Here is a 20,223-nt window from a genome sequence, read left to right on the forward strand (position 1 = left end):
GTTTATCCAGGATGCACGCGTTATCGTTGACGATTTTCGCGGGCAAGCCCGCTCCTACAGGGGGAGCATTGATATTTCAAAGGTGACAAACAACAAGGGGCGAATCTTCATCCGCCCCCCTGTTTGTCCGCTTATTCCTGCGGTTCTTCTTCGTCTGCGGCAGCGTCGAGGGTCGGCTCGTCGACGCTGTCATCGCCGGTTGCGATCACCTCGCCGTCAAATGCCTCGCCTTCCAGCTCTTCGCCTTCGACTTCCGACGGTTCCTGGACGCGTTCCAAGCCAACCAGCGTTTCGTCGTTGGCCAGCTTGATCAGCGTCACGCCCTGGGTGTTACGGCCCAGGCTCGATACTTCAGCGACACGGGTACGCACCAGGGTGCCCTGGTCGGAAATCAACATGATCTCCTCGCCATCGAGTACCTGTACCGCGCCAACCAGACGGCCGTTGCGGTCGTTGCTGACCATGGCAATAACGCCCTGGCCGCCACGCTTGTACTCCGGGAACTCGCTGATGGCGGTGCGCTTGCCATAACCACGCGCCGAAGCGGTGAGTATCTGGCTGCCTTCTTCCGGGATCAACATGGAAATCAGCTTCTGCCCTTCCGGCAGGCGCATCCCACGCACACCGCGGGCGGTACGGCCCATGGCACGCACGTCGGACTCTTTGAAGCGCGTCACTTTGCCGCCATCGGAGAACAGCATGACTTCACGCTCGCCATCGGTGATGGCTGCGGAGATCAACACGTCGCCTTCATCCAGCTCCAGGGCGATCAGGCCCACGCTGCGTTGACGACTGAAGGATTCCAGCGGGGTCTTCTTCACGGTGCCCTTGGCGGTGGCCATGAAGATGAAGTGACCTTCGGTGTATTCATCGACCGGCAGCATGGTGGTGATGTACTCATCACTGTCCAGCGGCAGCAGGTTGACCAGCGGACGCCCACGGGCGGCACGGGAGGCTTCCGGGATTTCGTAGGTTTTCAGCCAGTACACCTTGCCCTTGCTGGAGAACAGCAGCAGCGTGGTGTGGCTGTTGGCGACCAGCAGGTGAGCGATGTAGTCCTCATCCTTGACGCCGGTAGCCGATTTGCCTTTACCGCCACGACGCTGGGCCTGGTACGCAGCCAATGGCTGGGTCTTGGCATAGCCACCGTGGGAGATGGTCACGACGCGCTCTTCTTCCGGGATCATGTCACCCAGGGTCAGGTCGAGACGCGCATCGAGGATTTCGGTGCGGCGCACGTCGCCGTATTCGGCGCGGATCACTTCCAGTTCTTCGCGGATCACTTCCATCAGGCGCACGGCGCTGTTGAGGATGCGGATCAGCTCGCCGATCTGGTTGAGGATCTCCTGGTACTCGGCCAGCAGCTTCTCGTGCTCCAGACCGGTCAGGCGGTGCAGGCGCAGTTCGAGGATGGCCTGGGCCTGTTCCGGCGACAGGAAGTACTTGCCGTCGCGCAGACCGTATTGCGGGTCGAGGGTCTCGGGACGGCAGGAATCAGCGCCGGCGCGTTCAACCATCGCCACCACGGCGCTGGATTCCCACGGCATCTTGATCAGCGCTTCCTTGGCTTCCGACGGGGTCGGCGAAGCCTTGATCAGGGCGATGACCGGGTCGATGTTCGACAGCGCAACCGCCTGGCCTTCCAGGATGTGGCCGCGCTCGCGGGCCTTGCGCAGTTCGAACACGGTGCGGCGGGTCACGACTTCGCGACGGTGACGGACGAAGGCTTCCAGCAGATCCTTGAGGTTCAGGATGCGCGGGCGACCGTCGATCAGGGCCACGACGTTGATACCGAACACGCTTTGCAGCTGGGTCTGGGCGTAGAGGTTGTTGAGGATCACCTCAGGCACTTCGCCACGACGCAGCTCGATCACGACGCGCATACCGTCCTTGTCGGACTCGTCGCGCAGCTCGGTGATGCCTTCGAGCTTCTTCTCCTTGACCAGCTCGGCGATCTTCTCGATCAGACGCGCCTTGTTCAACTGGTAAGGCAGCTCGGTGATGACGATCTGCTGGCGGCCACCGACCTTGTCGATGTCTTCGATGATCGAGCGGGCGCGCATGTAAATGCGGCCACGGCCGGTGCGATAGGCTTCGATGATGCCGGCGCGACCGTTGATGATCGCGGCGGTCGGGAAGTCCGGGCCCGGGATGTATTGCATCAGCTCATCGACGGTCAGCTCGGGGTTGTCGATGAGGGCCAGGCAACCGTCGATGACTTCACCGAGGTTGTGCGGCGGGATGTTGGTGGCCATGCCCACGGCGATACCGCTGGAGCCGTTGACCAGCAGGTTGGGAATACGGGTTGGCATGACCGCCGGGATCATTTCGGTGCCGTCGTAGTTCGGCACCCAGTCCACGGTTTCTTTGTGCAGGTCGGCCAGCAGCTCGTGCGCCAGCTTGGTCATGCGGACTTCGGTGTATCGCATGGCCGCGGCGTTGTCGCCGTCGACCGAACCGAAGTTGCCCTGGCCGTCTACCAGCAGGTAGCGCAGGGAAAACGGCTGGGCCATCCGAACGATGGTGTCGTACACCGCAGTGTCGCCGTGAGGGTGATACTTACCGATCACGTCACCGACAACACGGGCAGATTTCTTGTACGGCTTGTTCCAGTCGTTACCCAGCTCGCTCATCGCGAACAGCACACGCCGGTGCACGGGCTTCAAGCCATCGCGCGCATCAGGCAGTGCCCGACCGACAATTACGCTCATCGCGTAGTCGAGGTAGGACTGTTTCAGCTCGTCTTCGATATTGACCGGGAGGATTTCTTTGGCCAGTTCGCCCATGAGAAGCCTGATTCCTTTTTCGGGTGAAACCTCGTCACATCCATATGGGACGAACGAAGCTCGCCGCTGCCGGCATGGTGCCTGGCAACGACTTACGACAAATCAACGAGTTATGACACGGATCTGCACGTTAAAGGCAGCCCCTCGGGGCGACCCTGGAAACCGCCGGATGTTATCACAATCGCCGCCACGCACCTATCCCCCTGATGGGCATGGAGCATAGTAAGTTGACGGATGACAGGCTTGAGGACGACGAGAGGGGCTTAGAGCCGGGGTGGTGCTGTTTTTGCGCGGCAGATCCGAAGAAACCATAGCCTTTCAAGGCCAATCGGGAGCAAGCCCCCTGCCACACTCAAATTGTGAACACCGTCAAATGTGGGAGGGAGCTTGCTCCCGATGGCAATCTAACAACCACCAAAGCCCTCAATGCAGGCGTTTACGGCACATCAACTTGGCGAGCTTGGCCGTGTCAGGCCGTTCGACAACACCCTTTTCGGTCACGATCACGTCGATCAAGTCGGCCGGGGTCACATCAAACACCGGATTGAAGGCATTCACATCCGCAGCGAAGCGCTGCCCGGCGACGTCCAGCAACTCGCCCGCAGCGCGCTCTTCCAGGGCCACGTCGTCGCCGGAGGCCATCATCAGGTCCAGGGTCGAACTCGGCGCCACCACCATGAAACGCACGCCATGGTGCATGGCGCACACCGCCAATTGATAAGTGCCGATCTTGCCGATCACATCACCGTTGGCCGCAATGCAGTCGGCGCCGACGATCACCCACGTCACGCCTTTGGTCTTGAGGATATGCGCGCCCGCCGAGTCGGCATTGACCGTGACGGGCAGCCCCTCGCCAGCCAATTCCCACGCCGTCAGCCGCGAACCTTGCAACCATGGCCGGGTTTCGTTGACATAGACCTGCTCGACCAGCCCCTCCAGGAAGGCCGCGCGGATCACCCCGAGGGCCGTGCCGACGCCTCCCGTGGCCAGGGCGCCTGCGTTGCCATGGGTCAGGATCGCCTGGGCGTTGCCCTGGTGCTTGCGAATCCGCTCGACGCCCAACTGAGCCATGACGACGTTGGCTTCGCGATCGCTCTCATGGATCGCGATGGCTTCGGCCTCCAGCACCGCCAGCGGATCGGCGTGCTGTTTGAGACGGTCCAGGCGGTCGCGCATACGTTTGAGGGCCCAGAGCAGGTTTGCGCCGGTCGGGCGGGTATCGGCCAAAAGTGCGTAGTCTTCTTCCCATCCAGCCTGCCAGTCATCGCCCTCGGCGATCCGTTCGCGGGCGGCGAGTACCAGGCCGTAGGCGGCACTGATGCCGATGGCCGCTGCGCCGCGCACGACCATCGAGCGTATGGCCGCGGCCACTTCATCGACCGTGGAGCAGGTCACCCAGCTTTCCCGGGACGGCAAAACACGCTGGTCGAGCAGGTGCAGTGCGCCATCGCGCCAATCGATGGCCTTCACTTTCTCCGCAGCCAACAGTCGATCGCGCATCCCTCACCCCGCACTCATGAACAAAAGCCGCCGATTATAGCGATCCGCCAGCCAGGACGCTCGGGTATACTTCGCCCTTCTTTTATTGCTGCCCGGGAAGAAGCCTGCGATGACCTCCACTGCCGCCCCGCTCGACTTATTGCTACTGCCGACGTGGCTGGTACCTGTCGAACCCGCCGGCGTGGTGCTCAAGGAGCATGGCCTGGGCATCCGCGATGGGCGCATTGCCTTTATCGGCCCGCGGGCCGCGGCGCTGAAACTTTCCGCCAGTGAAGTGCGCGAGCTGCCGGGCATGCTGCTCAGCCCCGGCCTGATCAACGCCCACGGCCACGCGGCGATGACCCTGTTTCGCGGCCTGGCCGATGACCTGCCGCTGATGACCTGGCTGGAAAAACACATCTGGCCCGCCGAGACCAAGTGGGTCGATGAAGCCTTCGTGCGCGACGGCACCGACCTGGCCATCGCCGAACAGCTCAAGGGGGGCATTACTTGCTTCTCGGACATGTACTTCTTTCCCAAGGTCGCCAGTGATTGCGTCCACAACAGCGGGATGCGCGCGCAGATTGCGATTCCGATCCTCGACTTCCCGATTCCCGGCGCCAGCAGCGCCGACGAGGCGATTCGCCAGGGCATCGAGTTGTTCGGCGACCTCAAGCATCACCCGCGCATCAAGATCACCTTCGGCCCCCACGCGCCCTACACCGTGAGCGATGCCAACCTGGAAAAGATCCGGGTGATCGCCGAGGAGCTGGACGCGGCGATCCATATGCATGTGCACGAGAGCGCGTTCGAGGTACAACAGTCTGTCGAGCAGACCGGCGAACGCCCATTGGCGCGCCTCGGCCGGCTTGGCCTGCTGGGCCCGCGCTTTCAGGCCGTTCACATGACCCAAATCAGCGAGGACGACCTGGCTTTGCTGGTAGAAAGCAACACCAGCGTCATCCATTGCCCGGAATCGAACCTGAAACTGGCCAGCGGCTTCTGCCCGGTGGAGCGTCTGTGGCAGGCTGGCGTCAATGTGGCCATCGGTACCGATGGCGCCGCCAGCAACAATGACCTCGACCTGCTGGGCGAAACCCGTACCGCCGCGATGCTGGCCAAGGCCGTCTCCGGTTCGGTGACCGCCCTGGATGCCCACCGTGCCTTGCGCATGGCGACCCTCAACGGCGCCCGCGCCATGGGCCTGGAGGGCGAGATTGGCTCGCTGGAGGTCGGCAAGGCGGCGGATATCGTCGCCTTTGATCTTTCGGGGCTGGCGCAACAACCGATCTACGATCCGGTCTCACAGCTTATATATGCCACCGGACGCGATAGCGTGAAACACCTTTGGGTCGCCGGCAAGCAGTTGCTCGACAACCGGCAGTTGACCCGCATGGATGAACCACAGTTGACCGCCATGGCCATTGCCTGGGGCCAGCGCATCAGCGGGCACCGCGAATAACGCCGGTCCTGAACCCGTGTTCAGGGCCGACAAACCGATTTATCCGATTTAGAGGAACCACCATGAGCAACGTCGACCACGCCGAAATCGCCAAATTCGAAGCCCTGGCCCACCGCTGGTGGGACCGCGAAAGCGAGTTCAAACCCCTGCACGACATCAACCCGCTGCGGGTCAACTGGATTGACGAACGCATCAACCTGGCCGGCAAGAAGGTGCTGGACGTCGGTTGCGGCGGCGGCATCCTCAGCGAAGCCATGGCCCAGCGCGGCGCTACGGTGCTGGGGATCGACATGGGCGAAGCGCCGTTGGCCGTGGCCCAGTTGCATCAGCTGGAATCCGGGGTGAACGTCGAATACCGCCAGATCACCGCCGAAGCCCTGGCCGAGGAAATGCCCGAGCAGTTCGACGTGATCACCTGCCTGGAAATGCTCGAACACGTGCCGGACCCCTCCTCGGTGATCCGCGCCTGCTTCCGCATGGTCAAGCCCGGCGGCCAGGTGTTCTTCTCCACGATCAACCGCAACCCCAAGGCCTACCTGTTCGCGATCATCGGCGCCGAATACATCATGAAGCTGCTGCCGCGCGGCACCCACGACTTCAAGAAATTCATCCGCCCTTCCGAGCTGGGCGCCTGGAGCCGTCAGGCCGGGCTGAGCGTCAAGGACATCATCGGCCTGACCTACAACCCGCTGACCAAGCACTACAAGCTGGCCAGCGACGTCGACGTCAACTACATGATCCAGACCCTGCGCGAGGAGTAAGCCTGTGAAGTTGCGAGCAGTTCTCTTCGATATGGACGGTACCCTGCTGGACACCGCGCCGGACTTTATCGCCATCTGCCAGGCCATGCGCGCCGACCGTAACCTGGCGCCGATCAACGACCAGCATATCCGCGATGAAATCTCCGGCGGCGCGCGGGCGATGGTCGCCGTGACCTTCTCGATGGACCCGGAATCCCCGGGCTTTGAAGAACTGCGCCTGGAGTTCCTCGAGCGCTACCTCAAGGGCTGCGCGATCCACAGCGCGTTGTTCGACGGGATGGCCGAGCTGCTGGCAGACATCGAAAAATCCAAGCTGATCTGGGGCGTGGTCACCAACAAACCGCTGCGGTTTGCCGAGCCGATCATGCAGCAGCTGGGCCTGGCCGAGCGCTCGGCGCTGCTGATCTGCCCAGACCACGTGACGAACAGCAAGCCGCACCCGGAGCCGCTGATCCTGGCGTGCCAGATGCTCAACCTGGACCCGGCCAGCGTGCTGTTCGTCGGCGATGACCTGCGCGACATCGAGTCCGGCCGCGACGCCGGCACCCGCACGGCAGCGGTCACCTATGGCTACATCCACCCGGACGACAACCCACGTCACTGGGGCGCGGATGTGGTGGTGGATCACCCGCTGGAATTGCGCAAGGTGCTGGATAACGCGCTGTGCAGTTGCTGATGGTCTACCGGTCTTGCTGACCTATGAAGCCCCTCCCACAGGGGATCTTCAGTGTTTTCCAGCTCGGTGTTGGTCACCTAGTGAATTTTGTCGAGGCTATTTATGTTTGATTACTCTGCACGTCCCGAACTGCTCAAAGGCCGCGTCATCCTGGTGACCGGTGCCGGTCGCGGGATTGGCGCGGCGGCGGCGAAAACCTATGCCGCCCATGGCGCGACCGTGCTGCTGCTGGGCAAGACCGAAGCCAACCTGGCCCAGGTGTACGACGAGATCGAAGCCGCCGGCCACCCGCAACCGGTGGTGATCCCGTTCAACCTGGAGACCGCCCTGCCCCATCAATACGATGAGCTGGCGGCGATGATCGAAAAGGAATTCGGCCACCTCGACGGCCTGCTGCACAACGCCTCGATCATCGGCCCACGCACGCCGATCGAGCAGTTGTCCGGTGAGAACTTCATGCGGGTGATGCACATCAACGTCAACGCGATGTTCATGCTGACCAGCACGCTGTTGCCGCTGCTCAAGCTGTCCCAGGACGCCTCGGTGGTGTTCACTTCCAGCAGCGTCGGGCGCAAGGGCCGGGCGTATTGGGGTGCCTATGGCGTATCGAAATTCGCCACCGAAGGCCTGATGCAAACCCTCGCCGACGAGCTCGACACCGTTGCGCCAGTACGGGCCAACAGCATCAACCCCGGCGCCACGCGCACCAGCATGCGGGCCCAGGCGTACCCGGGGGAAAACCCGGCCGACAACCCGGCGCCGGAAGACATCATGCCGGTGTACCTGTACCTGATGGGGCCGGACAGCAGCGGGATCAACGGGCAAGCGTTCGACGCGCAGTAACGGCCGACACATGTGGGAGGGGGCTTGCCCCCGATAGCGGTGGGTCAGTCACAGATGCAGTGACTGACACCCTGCTATCGGGGGCAAGCCCCCTCCCACATTTATTTAGCGGTGTTCTTTAGTTTTTCACGACTTCCTCTAGGGTGAAGCGACCCAATGGGTTTTGCAGGAAGTTGCTCACATTCTTGCGTGAGATGTTGATGTACGGGCTGTAGTACAGGTCGATCCAGTTCACATCCTGTTTCGCCAGTTTCTGCAGGTCGACGTACATCTGCTCACGCTTGGCCGGGTCGGCCTCGATGCGTGCGGCGGCGACCAGTTCCTTGACCTTGTCGTTCCTGTAGCGGGTCATGTAGTTCTTGTTGGTGTCGTGGCCCAGCACGAAGGTGGTCTTCTGGTCCGGGTCGAGGATGTCGTTGGTCCAGTACATCACCGAAATATCGTAATCACCGTCCACCAGCATCTGCCAGCTTTGGGTCGGGTCGACTTTCTGCAGGTTGGCCGTCACGCCGACCTTGGCCAACTGGTCCTTGATGATCACCGCGATCTGCTCGTCGGCTTCGTTGCCGGCGTTGACCACGTAGTTCAGTTTCAAGTCCTTGGCACCGGCGTCGGCCAGCAGTTTCTTCGCCGCGGTCGGGTCATACGGGCGCTGCAGGTTGTTGGCGTAGTGGTACAACGAACCTTTGGGGATGTAGGAATAAGCCACGGTGCCTTGACCGTAAGTGGCCGTCTTCACCAGCGATTGTTTGTCAATGGCCATGTCCAGCGCCTGGCGTACTTCCGGCTTGGCCAGCAGGCCGTGCTCGTGGTTGATCAGCAGGTGATCTTCGCGGGTGGACGGGTCGGAATGGATCACCACGTTTTTGTCTTTCTTCAGTTCTTCAACCCGGGAGAACGGTACGAAGATCGCCGTGTCCAGCTCGTTGTTCTGCACCATACGCATGCGCGTGTTGTCGTCGGTCACCGAGACCCACTCCACGCCATCCAGGCTGACGTTCCCGGCCTGCCAGAAGTTCGGGTTTTTCTTCAGGATCACCCGATCGCCCTTGCGCCACTCGCCCACGGTAAACGCGCCGGAGGTCACCGGGTTTTCCGCGTAGGCGTCTTCGCCCATTTTGCTCATGGCCTTTTCCGACAGGATCGACACCGTCGGCGACGCCAGTTGCGAGAGGAACGCGACCGCCGGGGTCTTCAGCGTCACCACCAGGGTTTGCGGGCCGGCGGCCTTGGCCGTGTCGATGAGGCTGAACGGGTCGCTCCACAGCGAGGCCTTGTTGTCGCGGATGCGCAACAGGCTGAACGCCGCATCCTCTGCGGTGATCGGCGAGCCATCCGAGAACTTCGCCGCACGCAGCTTGAAGGTGTAGGTCAGGCCGTCCTTGGAAATCTCCCAGCTTTCAGCCAGCCCCGGCTCCATCTTGGTGCCCAGGTTGTCCACGCGCACCAGGGTGTCGTAGACGTTGGCAAAGACCCAGGTGTCGCGGTTTTGCGCGCTTTTGATCGGATCGAACGTGGTGCTGTCTTCCCGGCAACCGATGGTGAGAACACCGGCGGCCTGGGCAAGACCGGCGGTCAGCGACCAGGCGGTCAATGTGGCGGCGGCGAGCAACTTCAAGTGGCGCGATTGCATGTCATAACTCCTTGTTTATAACGGCGGTTGTTCAAGAATGGCAGGGGTCAAAGCAAAGGTTCTTCAAGCACGCAACTGTACCGATGCTCGTGCAGGAAATGGGTCGGCGGCAACACCACGGAACACACGGTCTGGGCATACCGGCAACGCGGGTGAAAAGCACAGCCTGTAGGCAAATTCAGCGGGCTCGGCGGCTCGCCAGGCAAGGGCTCCGTGGGCAACGGCCGATGCGGATCGATCTCGGGAATCGCCTGGATCAACGCCGCCGTATACGGGTGACGCGGTGAAGTGAAGACCGCTTCCACCGGCCCCTCCTCGACGATCTGGCCCAGGTACATCACCGCCACGCGGTCGCACAGGCGGCGCACGATGGCCAGGTCATGGGCGATGAACAGAATCGCCAGGTTCATGCGCTGTTGCAGCTCCAGCAACAGGTTGATGATCTGCCCCTGGATCGAGACATCCAGTGCCGCCACGCATTCATCGGCAACGATCAAGCGCGGCTCCACCGCCAGCGCCCGGGCGATGCCGACTCGCTGGCACTGGCCGCCGCTGAGGGAACCGGGCTTGCGAGCGGCCAATTCAGGGCGCAGGCCGACCAGCTCGAGTAATTCGTCGACACGCCGCGCGATCTGCTGCGGCGCGACTTTGTGCTGCACCCGCAACACTTCGGCAAGGGTTTCGCCGATGGTGTGGCGTGGGTTCAGCGCGGCATACGGGTCTTGGAAGATCATCGCGGTTTCATGGCGCAGGCGGGCGATGTCGACGGCGCTGCCGTGGGCCATGTCGATGCCGTCGAACAGCACCTGCCCGGCGCTGATCGGGTTGAGATGCAGAATCGCCCGGCCGAGGGTACTTTTGCCGCTGCCGGATTCGCCCACCAGCCCCAGGGTCTCGCCCGCCGCCAGGTTCAGCGACACACCGTTGACCGCCCTCACCCACTGTTTGTGCAGGCCGAACATCCCGCTGCCGGACGCGGCAAACCGCACCTCCAGGTCCTTGATCTGCAACAGGCTCATGGGCGATCTCCCAACGGATAGTGACAGGCCACCCGCGCACCTTCCGGCAAGCGTTCGCGACACAGGCTGCCGACTTGCGGGCAACGCGGGTGGAAGCGGCACCCGACGGGCAACGCATCGAGCAACGGCGGCTGGCCAGCAATGGTGCGCAGCAAGGCGTGGCCGCTGCTGTGGGCCGGCTGGCAATCGATCAGCCCCGCGGTGTACGGGTGTCGGGGATGGGCGAGCAACTCGTATTTACTGGCGTGCTCGCACAGGCGCCCGGCGTACATCACCGCGATGGAGTCGCAGGTTTGCGCCACCACGCCGAGGTCGTGGGTGATCATGATGATCGACAAGCCACGCTGGTCGCGCAGCTCCAGCAACAGCCGCAGGATTTGCGCCTGCACGGTCACATCGAGGGCCGTGGTGGGTTCGTCGGCAATCAGCACTGTCGGGTTGCAGCCCAATGCCACGGCGATCATGGCGCGCTGGCGCATGCCGCCGGAAAACTCGTGGGGGTAGTTGTCGACCCGCGCCTGGGGATCGGGAATGCCCACTTGGCGCAACACCTCGATGGCTTGCCGGCGCGCGTCTTTTTTCGACGCGCCTTGATGCAGGCGGATGCCCTCGGCGATCTGCTCGCCGATACGCATCAGCGGGTCGAGGTGGCTGCTGGGGTTCTGGAAGATCATGCCCAATTGCCCGCCACGGATTGCGCGCATGCCTACGTCGTCCAGTGGCAGCAAGTCCTGGCCGGCCAGGCGCACCGCGCCGCCCTGCACGCGCAGGTTGGGCGACGGCAACAGGCGGATCAGCCCGCGACAGGCCATGGTCTTGCCCGAGCCGCTTTCGCCTACCAGGCCGAGGATCTCGCCTTCGGCCAGGTCGAAGGAGATGCGGTCGACCAGGGTCACGTCGCGCCCGGCATTGTTGGCGATCACGCTCAGGTCGCGCACTTGCAGCAGGCTCATGGGCGCTCTCCCAACACTTGCGCCACGCCATCGGCCAGCAGGCTGAAGCCCATGGCCAGGGTCACGATGGCCAGCCCCGGAAAGGTGCAGATCCACCAGGCGGTGGTAATGAAGGCCTGCCCTTCGGCGACCATCGTCCCCCACTCGGCGGTCGGCGGTTGCACGCCCAGGCCCAGGTAACTCACCGCTGCGCCGTTGAGCAGCACCAGCACCGCGTCAGACATGGAAAACACAATCGAGCCAAACATCGCATTCGGCAGCAAGTGCCGGAACAGAATGCGCCCATGGCCAAAGCCGAGGCTTTTGGCCGCCAGGGCGAAGTCACTTTCCTTGAGCACCAGGATCTGCGAGCGGATCAACCGCGCATACGACACCCAGCCCACCAGCGCCATGGCGATATAGAAACTCTTCAAGCCCGGACCGAGGATGGCCATGATTGCCAGCATCAACACCAGGAACGGGAACGCCAGGATCACGTCGATGACGCGCATGCAGACGCTGTCGAAACGCCCGCCGATATAGCCGGAGACCGCGCCGATAAAGGTACCGATCATGAACGGGAAGATCACCCCGACAATCGCTAATTGCAGGTCGATGCGTGCGCCCCAGATCACCCGCGAGAGAATATCGCGGCCATAATTATCCGTACCGAAGGGATGGCCCAGGCTCGGCCCGAGCAAGCTGAGATCGGTGTTCTGCGCGATCGGGTCGAACGGCGCGAGCCACGGCGCAAACAACGCCAGGCCCAGCCACGCCAGCAGAATCAGCAAACCCCACGCGGCGGTCAGCCGCCCGTCGCGCAAGCCAAAGCGCAGGCGCAAGCGCCATGGCGCGATCAGTGGACGAGTGCTCATTGCATCTTCACCCGTGGGTCGAGGGCGACGGTCACCACATCCGCGACGAAGTTGACCACCACCGTCGCACAGGCCAGCACCATGGCCACGCCCTGCACCACCATGTAGTCGCGGGTAAAGATGCCGCGCACCAGTAACTGGCCGATGCCGGGAATGGCGAACAGGCTTTCGATGACCACCGTGCCGCTGATCAGCCAACCGATATTCACCGCCAGCAGGTTGACCGTCGGCACCAGGGAATTGGGCAGTACATGCCGGCGAAACACCGCCGCTTCCGACAACCCGCGCGCCCGGGCAGCGGTAACATGGTCCGCCTGCAACTCCATCAACATGCTCGCCCGCAGGTTGCGCACCAGCACCGCCGACAGGGCCAGGGCGATGGTCAGGCACGGCAGGACCATATGGTGCGCCTTGTCCAGCCAGGTGCGACCGTAGCCAGACACCGGAAACAGGCCCCATTGCACGCTAAGCAGCAGGATCAGCATCAACCCCAGCCAAAATGCTGGCATACCCAGGCCGACGGTGGTGAACACGCGGATCAGGTTGTCCGCCCAGCCGCCTTTGCGCCGCGCCGCGACGGTGGCCAGCGGCACTGCGATCAGCAGCGCCAGCAACACACTGCCGAGCACCAGCACCAGGGTCGGCTCGATACGGGTGACGATCAGCTTCAACGCGTCGACCTTGTACAACAGCGATTGGCCGAGGTCGCCCTTGAGCAGGTTTTTCAAGAAGTAAAAATATTGCAGCCACAGCGGCTGGTCGAGCCCGAACTGTGCGCGGATCTTCAGCAACGCATCCGGCGTGCTGCGCGAGCCGAGCAGCGCGCGCGCCGGGTCACCGGGAATCGCGCGCACCAGCACGAAGGTGATCAGGCTGATGCCGAACAGCACCGGCAGCAATTGCAGCGGCCGGGTCAGCACGAAGCGGTAGCGCGCCAGGTTCATCCGTCAGCCTCGGTGACGAGCGAGGAAGTCCAGCAGTACCGGGAAGTACGCCTGGGGCTCTTCGTAAAATGGCATATGGCTGCTGTTGCGGAACACATGCAATTCGGCGTGCCGGGCGGCCAGTTTCATGCGCAGGGCGCAGGCCGGGGTGAGCTCGTCGTGCTGGCCGGTGGTGATCAGCATCGGCATGTTGAAATCGGCCATCTCGGCGATGCGGTTCCAGTCCTTGAGGTTGCCGATATACAGAAATTCGTTGGGGCCCTGCATGGTTGCGTAAGGGCCCATGTTCCAGTCGTCGAGGGAGCGCCGGAGCGGCGCCGGCCATTCGTCCAGGCGGCACACATGGCGATAATTGAGCAAGGTGATCGCGGCCTGGTACTGCGGATGATCCAGCGTCCCCATGGCTTCATGGCGCTGCATCATCGCCACGGTTTCACTGCCGAGGGCGCCGCGCAGGCGTTCGAGTTCCTGGGAGAGGTGCGGAATGTCGCCGACGGTGTTTTCCAGGATCAGGCTTTTCAGCGCATCGGGGTAATGGATGGCGTATTCGATGCCCAGCCAGCCGCCCCAGGAATGCCCGAGCAAATGCACACGGCCCAGGCCCAGGGTTTGGCGCACGGTTTCGACTTCTTCGACATAACGGCCGATTTCCCACAGGGAAACATCGGTCGGTCTGGCTGAAGCACCGGTGCCAAGCTGGTCGAATGCAACCACTCGCAGGTCATGCTCTTTGAGCCAGCCATGGGCGTCGCGCAAATAGTCACACGGTAGCCCTGGCCCGCCGTTGAGGCACAACAGCACCTCATCGCCTTCGCCAAAGCTGTAGACCGCGAGGTCATGGCCATCGACTTGCACGGTGTACTGCTGGTCGGGGGCTATTTCACGCCACATGCATACGTTCCTTGTGTGGTATCGGCCTGGCGGGTTGCGGCCGCTTATGAGGCCATAAGCTACCGAGGATGCCGTGCATCCATAACCTAGTATTTCTTATAGGTTTGGCCTGGCAGTCCTTCGCCGGGGCGTGGCATTCTACTTGCAGCAAGTCGAGATTCATATGAATTCGGGAGCAGAACGGATGCTGGCCAAGCTAACTGCCTTCAATCACCGTCTCATGCCGGGCAGGAGCCTGGACGAGCAGATGGACAATGCGTTTATTCTAGCCCAACAGTTGGGTTTCGATGCGCTGGTGTATGACTACTCGCCGGTGCCCATCGACCTCAACGGCACGTTGATCACACCTTCGGTGCTGCAACTGCGCAACACGCCTTCCGATTGGCATGCCTTGTGGTGCGGCGAAGGGTTCTACCAGATCGATCCGGTGCAGCACCTGGCCTTGAATACGGTGTCGCCGTTTGTCTGGTCCTACGAGGCCAAGGCGCAGACGGCGCTGCAGAAGATCATCGACCCGTGCCACGCCCCCGTCTCGTCTTACCTGCATGACCAGCAACTGACCTGCGGCGTCAGCGTGCCGATTCATCTGCCCCGGGGCGGCTTCGCATCGTTGACCGGCTTGCGCACCGGCAAGGCGCATACGGTGCTGGAGGACGCGCAACAGAGCTTGTCGGATTTCGGCCTGATTTCCCATGCCCTGCAGGAAGCGGCCTACCCACTGTTCAGCAATGAACTACGCACCTACCCGCATATCCGTCTGACCAAACGCGAGCGCGAGTGCCTGAAATGGGCCGCCGACGGCCTGACCGCCGCCGAAATCGCCACGCAACTGAGCCGCTCGCTGGCGGTCGTCACCCTGCATCTTGCCTCGGCAATGCACAAACTGGGGGCGAAAAATCGCGTACAGGCCGTGGTGCGCGCCACTCATTACCGTTTGCTGGAAGATTGACCCTTCGGCAAAACCTAGCTGTTTTGCTAGTTACCTAAACGTCGCGTGCCGATTATCGTGTCCCTGATACTTTTTTTTCAAAGCAGGATACGAAATGGAATTCATTGAAAAAGTCCGCGAAGGGTTTGCGCCCTTCGGCCCCTATCAGACCTGGTATCGCGTCACCGGCGACCTGACCTCGGGCCGTACACCGCTGGTGATCATCCACGGCGGTCCCGGCTGCACCCATGATTACGTCGATGCCTTCAAGGACGTCGCCGCCAGTGGTCACGCCGTCATCCACTACGACCAACTGGGCAACGGCCGCTCCACGCACTTGCCCGACAAAGCCCCGTCCTTCTGGACTGTCAGCCTGTTCCTCGACGAACTGAACAACCTGCTGGACCACCTGCAAATCAGCCAGGACTACGCGATTCTCGGGCAATCCTGGGGCGGCATGCTCGGCAGCGAACACGCGATTCTGCAACCCAAGGGCCTGCGTGCGTTTATCCCGGCCAACTCGCCCACCTGCATGCGTACCTGGGTCAGCGAAGCCAACCGCCTGCGTCAGCTGCTGCCCGAAGGCGTGCATGAAACCCTGCTCAAGCATGAAGCCGCCGGCACCTACCAGGACCCGGAATACCTCGCCGCCTCGCGGATTTTCTACGACCAGCACGTCTGCCGGGTCAACCCATGGCCGGACGAGGTTGCGCGCACGTTCGCCCAGGTCGATGCAGACCCGACCGTGTACCACGCCATGAGCGGCCCGACCGAGTTCCATGTGATCGGCAGTTTGAAGGACTGGAACGTGATTGGCCGTCTGTCGGCAATCAAGGTGCCGACCCTGGTGATTTCCGGCCGGCATGACGAAGCCACGCCGCTGGTGGTCAAGCCGTTCCTGGATGAAATCGCGGATGTGCGCTGGGCGCTGTTTGAAGACTCCAGCCACATGCCCCATGTCGAAGAGCGCCAGGCGTGCATGGGGACAGTGGTGAAGTTTTTGGATGAGGCGTGTTCAGTGCCGCACAAGACCCTCAAAGCAAGCTGACGAGCAATGTGGCAGCGGGCCTGCTCATGATGGCGGTGGTTCAGTCAGCGCCTGACCGCCATCGCGAGCAAACCCGCTGCCACCGTTTCAAACCTCGCTGGTCTCGGCCTTCGCGGTTTTTCTCGGCACCTCGGCCACCACTGGAATCTCCTTGCCTTCGGCATCGAACAGCTTGCCGCCCCTGAAGTAATCGCCTTCGCGCAAGACGGCCACATCCTGGAAACACAGGCTGCGCTCAGTCCCGGCCACAAACACCGACTGCTGGTCCGAATTGCCGGCGGTGAAGTGGTTGAACGCCAGGTTCAGCAAGATCGCCATGATCGCCGACGAACTGATGCCCGAATGGAAAATGGTCGCGAACCAGCTGGGAAAATGATCGTAGAAGCTCGGCGCGGCAATCGGGATCATGCCGAAACCGATGGACGTGGCCACGATGATCAGGTTCATGTTGTTGCGGTAATCCACCTTGGACAGTGTGCGAATACCGCTGGCCGCCACGGTGCCGAACAACACGATTCCGGCACCGCCCAACACCGAGGTCGGCACTGCCGCAATCACCCGCCCCATGAACGGCAGCAGGCCGAGGACGACCAGGAACAACCCGCCCGTCGCGACCACAAAACGACTTTTCACCCCGGTGACCGCCACCAGGCCGACGTTCTGGGCGAACGCGCTCTGGGTAAACGAACCAAAGATCGGCGCGAACAGACTCGACAGCATGTCGGCACGCAAGCCATTGCCCAGGCGTTTGGAGTCGACTTTGGTGTCGATGATCTCGCCCACGGCCAGGATGTCCGCCGAAGTCTCCACCAGCGTCACCATCACCACAATGCACATGGAAATGATCGCGGCCACATGGAAGGTCGGCATGCCGAAATGGAACGGCGTGGGGAAGCCGAACATCGGCCCCTGGGTCACGCCGGAAAAGTCCGCCATGCCCAGGAACACCGCAATCACGGTGCCGATCACCATCGCCAGCAGGATCGATAACCGCGAGATCGTCGCGCTGCCGATCTTGCTCAGCAACAACACCAGCAACAGGGTCAACGCGGCCAGGCCGACGTTCGCCATGCTGCCGAAATCCGCCGCGCGGCTGTTGCCGCCCATGGCCCAGCGTGCGGCTACCGGCATCAGCGTCAGGCCGATGGTGGTGATCACAATGCCGGTCACCAACGGCGGGAAAAACTGGGTGATCCGCGAGAACACCGGCGTGATCAGCAGCCCGATAAACGACGCAGCCATCACCGCCCCGAGAATCGCCGGCACCCCACCGGCGCCATCACTGCCGACAATCGCCACCATCGTCGCCACGCCGGCAAACGACACGCCCTGCACCAGCGGCAACTGACAACCAAAGAACGGCAGGCCAAGGGTTTGCAACAACGTGGCCAGGCCGCCGGCAAACAGCGACGCGGCGATCAACAGGCCGATATCCGCCGGCGACAACCCGGCCGCCTGGCCGACGATCAACGGTACGGCAACGATGCCGCCGTACATGGTGAGCACATGCTGCAGGCCGTAAGCCATGTTGGCGGCGACGCCGAGATTCTCATCTTCGGGTCGTTGCGATGACGCCTTCGGGATAGTCATGGTGAGGGGTTCTCTGTTTTTGTTGTGGCGCCACTGTATGCAATACCGAGACTAGATGTCCATAGAGTTGTATACAATCATTCGAACAAGATACCCTCCACCGGCGTTACAAAAACAATCCGGCCGTCATGAGCCAGAACGCCATAGGACCTAAAACAATGAAAAAGGCATTACAGGGCGCAACCGTTGCATTGACCCTCCTCGGCGGCGGGGAGGCTGTCGCGCTGGAATGGATGAACAACAGCGTAGGATTTCGCTACGGCCAGCAATTCACCAACCCGAACAACCCCGATGCATTCAGCAAGCGCATCTACAGCGTCACCCACGCCAGTGGCTACCAGTACGGCAGCAACTTTCTGAACCTCGATGTGTTTTTGTCCGACAGCCGCGACCCGCGCAAGGGCACCGACCACGGCGGCAGTGAGGTGTATGCGGTATACCGACACCAGTTGTATGCCTCCCGCGTTTTCGATACGCCGCTGGGCACCGGGCTGATCAAGGACTACGCCCTGACCCTGGGCTTCGATGCCAACCGCAACAACAACTTTGCCTCGGCGAAAAAACGCGCGCTGGTGCTCGGCCCGACCTTGAAGTTCAACACCGTCGGCGTATTGGACCTGAGCCTGATGTATTACAAAGAACGCAATCACAGCGGGATTCCCGGCGCGAAAGAGTCGGACCATACCTTCGACGACACCTACATGCTCAACCTGACGTGGATGCGTCCGTTCGAGATCGGCAGCCACGCGGCCAAGTTCCAGGGGTTTATCAACCATGTCGGCAACAAGGGCGAGGACTTCCACGGCCGCGATACCGCAGCGGAAACGCTGATGCGTAGCGCGCTGATGGTCGCGGTGCGACCCGGCAAGCGCGTAACGCCGAACCTGTACCTCGGAGTGGGCTACGAGTACTGGCATAACAAGTTCGGTGTGGACGGCGGTCGGGGCAGTCGCACGTCGACACCCACGCTGAATATGGAAGTGACGTTCTAGGATTTACCGCTCAAGCCCCTGAAGAAACCGTAATCACGTGTGGGAGTTGGCTTGCCTGCGATCGCATCGGCTCGGTAAACCTGATGCAGCGCAGGCTATCCAGCGCGCACCTGTCAGATCAAGCATTCGCCAACTGCGAATCATCGGTTTTCGGCCGCGCCAACCAGTAACCCAGCACCGCCAGCGGCGCGGTCGCCAGCATCACGATCACGGTGATCAGCAGCGGCTGTTCGAGCATCGACGACACCAACAGGCTGCTGAGAAAACACAGGCCCAGTTGCAGGGTGTTTTGCAGCGCCGCTGCCTTGCCGGAATTTTCCGCAAACGGCATCAGCGCATTCGCCACCACGATGGGATAACTGGCGCCGTTGACCAGCGCCATCAGGCAGAACGGAATCAACAAGGTGGTCAGGGTCGGCACGCTCAAGGTGGCGACCAGGTACAACACCAGCATGCTGATGCAGTAGGCCACCAGCAGCCAGGGCAACAGCGTCTTGCCCTGGAATCGCTGCAACGCGCTGCGGCAGCTGTAGCCTCCGATCAGGAACGCGAGGGTCGGCAGCACATAACTCAGGCCGATGTCATTCGGGCTGTAGCCCATATCGCCGAGGATGAACGGCGAGGCGGTCAACCAGGCGAAGAAACTGGCGGAGCAGGCAGCAAAGATCATGACGTTGCCGGTGAACACGCGCGAGCCGAGCAATTGTCCATAACCGAGGCGCGTCGGTTCGCCCGCCTCCGCCAGCCGTTTCGGCGCCGTGCGCAGGAACAGAGTCGGCAGCAGCAACAGCAGCGACACGCCCAGCAACACCGCGAAAATCGCCTGCCAGCCAAAGTGATTCAGCACCATGGCCCCCAACAGCGGCGCCAGGGCCGGCGACAACGACATCAGCGGCATGATGCTGGCGAACACGCGGTGAGCCTTGTCGGCCGGGTAGCGGTCAATCACCAGTGCCTGCCAACTCACGGCGGCGGAACACACGCCAATCGCCTGGATAAAACGCAGTGCCAGCAGTTGCGTGGCGGTCTCGACCCAGAACATGCCGACGCAACCCAGCACGAACAGGCTCAGGCCCGTGAGCAGGATCGGTTTGCGCCCCAGTCGGTCAGACAACGGCCCCCACAACAACTGCCCCACGGCAAAGCCCGCGAGGAAAATACTCAAGCTGGCGCCCACCGCGCCCGCGCCGATGTGTAATTGCTCGCCCATGGCGCCGAACGCCGGCAAGTACATGTCCATGGCGAGATAACCGAGCATGCTCAGCCCCGCCAGGTACCAGGTGAAACCAAAAGAATTTTTCATTGAAGCCTTGTTGAACCTGCCATCAAACTATTTGCTGACTGCTGCCCATTATGAAGCTGGC

At 62.1% G+C, this 20,223-nt stretch carries 17 protein-coding genes; 7 read left to right on the forward strand and 10 right to left on the reverse strand.

Going from position 1 to position 20,223, the window contains the following annotated elements; all coding sequences use genetic code 11:
- Nucleotides 1-131: 131 nt before the first annotated feature.
- Entirely contained in the window at nt 132-2,786 is a 2,655-nt protein-coding gene (gyrA, locus tag TU80_RS02245; RefSeq protein ID WP_017848853.1) for a DNA gyrase subunit A, read from the reverse strand.
- 423 nt (nt 2,787-3,209) lie between these two features.
- Nucleotides 3,210-4,286: an S-methyl-5-thioribose-1-phosphate isomerase gene (gene mtnA, locus TU80_RS02250; RefSeq protein WP_057003757.1), complete on the reverse strand. Its 1,077-nt coding sequence runs from the start codon at nt 4,284-4,286 to the stop codon at nt 3,210-3,212.
- 109 nt (nt 4,287-4,395) lie between these two features.
- On the opposite strand from mtnA, the gene TU80_RS02255 reads away from it, so the two are divergent.
- The 4 genes from TU80_RS02255 to TU80_RS02270 all read left to right on the forward strand — a co-directional run bounded on the left by TU80_RS02255 (nt 4,396) and on the right by TU80_RS02270 (nt 8,007).
- A complete protein-coding gene (locus TU80_RS02255; RefSeq protein WP_046384283.1) occupies nt 4,396-5,727 on the forward strand; it encodes a TRZ/ATZ family hydrolase in 1,332 nt (443 codons plus the stop codon).
- Between the two features lie 62 nt (nt 5,728-5,789).
- Nucleotides 5,790-6,488, forward strand: coding sequence for a bifunctional 2-polyprenyl-6-hydroxyphenol methylase/3-demethylubiquinol 3-O-methyltransferase UbiG (gene ubiG, locus TU80_RS02260; protein WP_017848856.1), 699 nt, complete (start codon nt 5,790-5,792; stop codon nt 6,486-6,488).
- A 4-nt stretch (nt 6,489-6,492) separates the two neighbouring features.
- The gene (gene mupP / locus TU80_RS02265; RefSeq protein WP_046384284.1) at nt 6,493-7,164 is read left to right on the forward strand and encodes an N-acetylmuramic acid 6-phosphate phosphatase MupP; all 672 of its coding nucleotides are present in this window, start codon (nt 6,493-6,495) and stop codon (nt 7,162-7,164) included.
- 102 nt (nt 7,165-7,266) lie between these two features.
- Nucleotides 7,267-8,007: a YciK family oxidoreductase gene (locus TU80_RS02270; protein ID WP_017848858.1), complete on the forward strand. Its 741-nt coding sequence runs from the start codon at nt 7,267-7,269 to the stop codon at nt 8,005-8,007.
- Nucleotides 8,008-8,125: 118 nt separating this feature from the next.
- Here the strand turns inward: TU80_RS02270 and TU80_RS02275 are convergent, their stop codons facing one another.
- The 6 genes from TU80_RS02275 to TU80_RS02300 are packed head-to-tail and all read right to left on the reverse strand — an operon-like array spanning nt 8,126 to nt 14,301.
- Nucleotides 8,126-9,640, reverse strand: a complete 1,515-nt coding sequence (locus TU80_RS02275) for an ABC transporter substrate-binding protein (protein ID WP_046384285.1) — start codon at nt 9,638-9,640, stop codon at nt 8,126-8,128.
- A 47-nt stretch (nt 9,641-9,687) separates the two neighbouring features.
- Nucleotides 9,688-10,659, reverse strand: coding sequence for an ABC transporter ATP-binding protein (locus TU80_RS02280; protein WP_057003758.1), 972 nt, complete (start codon nt 10,657-10,659; stop codon nt 9,688-9,690).
- On the reverse strand, nt 10,656-11,612 hold the full coding sequence (locus tag TU80_RS02285; protein ID WP_057003759.1) for an ABC transporter ATP-binding protein: 957 nt from the start codon (nt 11,610-11,612) through the stop codon (nt 10,656-10,658). The genes TU80_RS02280 and TU80_RS02285 overlap by 4 nt, the downstream gene beginning before the upstream one ends.
- Entirely contained in the window at nt 11,609-12,466 is an 858-nt protein-coding gene (locus TU80_RS02290) for an ABC transporter permease (protein WP_057003760.1), read from the reverse strand. Before TU80_RS02290 ends, TU80_RS02285 begins: the two co-directional genes overlap by 4 nt.
- Entirely contained in the window at nt 12,463-13,410 is a 948-nt protein-coding gene (locus tag TU80_RS02295) for an ABC transporter permease (protein ID WP_057003761.1), read from the reverse strand. Before TU80_RS02295 ends, TU80_RS02290 begins: the two co-directional genes overlap by 4 nt.
- Before the next feature lie 3 nt (nt 13,411-13,413).
- The gene (locus tag TU80_RS02300) at nt 13,414-14,301 is read right to left on the reverse strand and encodes a proline iminopeptidase-family hydrolase (RefSeq protein ID WP_017848864.1); all 888 of its coding nucleotides are present in this window, start codon (nt 14,299-14,301) and stop codon (nt 13,414-13,416) included.
- Nucleotides 14,302-14,485: 184 nt separating this feature from the next.
- Here TU80_RS02300 and TU80_RS02305 point away from each other — a divergent pair, with 184 nt between their 5' ends.
- Nucleotides 14,486-15,250, forward strand: coding sequence for a LuxR family transcriptional regulator (locus TU80_RS02305; protein WP_046384289.1), 765 nt, complete (start codon nt 14,486-14,488; stop codon nt 15,248-15,250).
- Nucleotides 15,251-15,344: 94 nt separating this feature from the next.
- Complete coding sequence (locus tag TU80_RS02310; RefSeq protein WP_057003762.1) at nt 15,345-16,277, forward strand: proline iminopeptidase-family hydrolase; 933 nt, start codon at nt 15,345-15,347, stop codon at nt 16,275-16,277.
- Nucleotides 16,278-16,364: 87 nt separating this feature from the next.
- Here TU80_RS02310 and TU80_RS02315 read toward each other — a convergent pair whose 3' ends face one another.
- A complete protein-coding gene (locus tag TU80_RS02315; protein WP_046490485.1) occupies nt 16,365-17,867 on the reverse strand; it encodes a nucleobase:cation symporter-2 family protein in 1,503 nt (500 codons plus the stop codon).
- A gap of 158 nt (nt 17,868-18,025) precedes the next feature.
- Between TU80_RS02315 and TU80_RS02320 the strand changes: the two genes are divergently transcribed.
- Nucleotides 18,026-18,859, forward strand: a complete 834-nt coding sequence (locus TU80_RS02320) for a hypothetical protein (RefSeq protein WP_046384292.1) — start codon at nt 18,026-18,028, stop codon at nt 18,857-18,859.
- Nucleotides 18,860-18,977: 118 nt separating this feature from the next.
- Here the strand turns inward: TU80_RS02320 and punC are convergent, their stop codons facing one another.
- Nucleotides 18,978-20,162: a purine nucleoside transporter PunC gene (gene punC, locus TU80_RS02325; protein ID WP_057003763.1), complete on the reverse strand. Its 1,185-nt coding sequence runs from the start codon at nt 20,160-20,162 to the stop codon at nt 18,978-18,980.
- Between the last annotated feature and the right edge of the window lie 61 nt (nt 20,163-20,223).

The organism is Pseudomonas veronii (genome assembly GCF_001439695.1).
In the GTDB taxonomy this organism is placed as follows: Bacteria; Pseudomonadota; Gammaproteobacteria; order Pseudomonadales; family Pseudomonadaceae; genus Aquipseudomonas; species Aquipseudomonas veronii.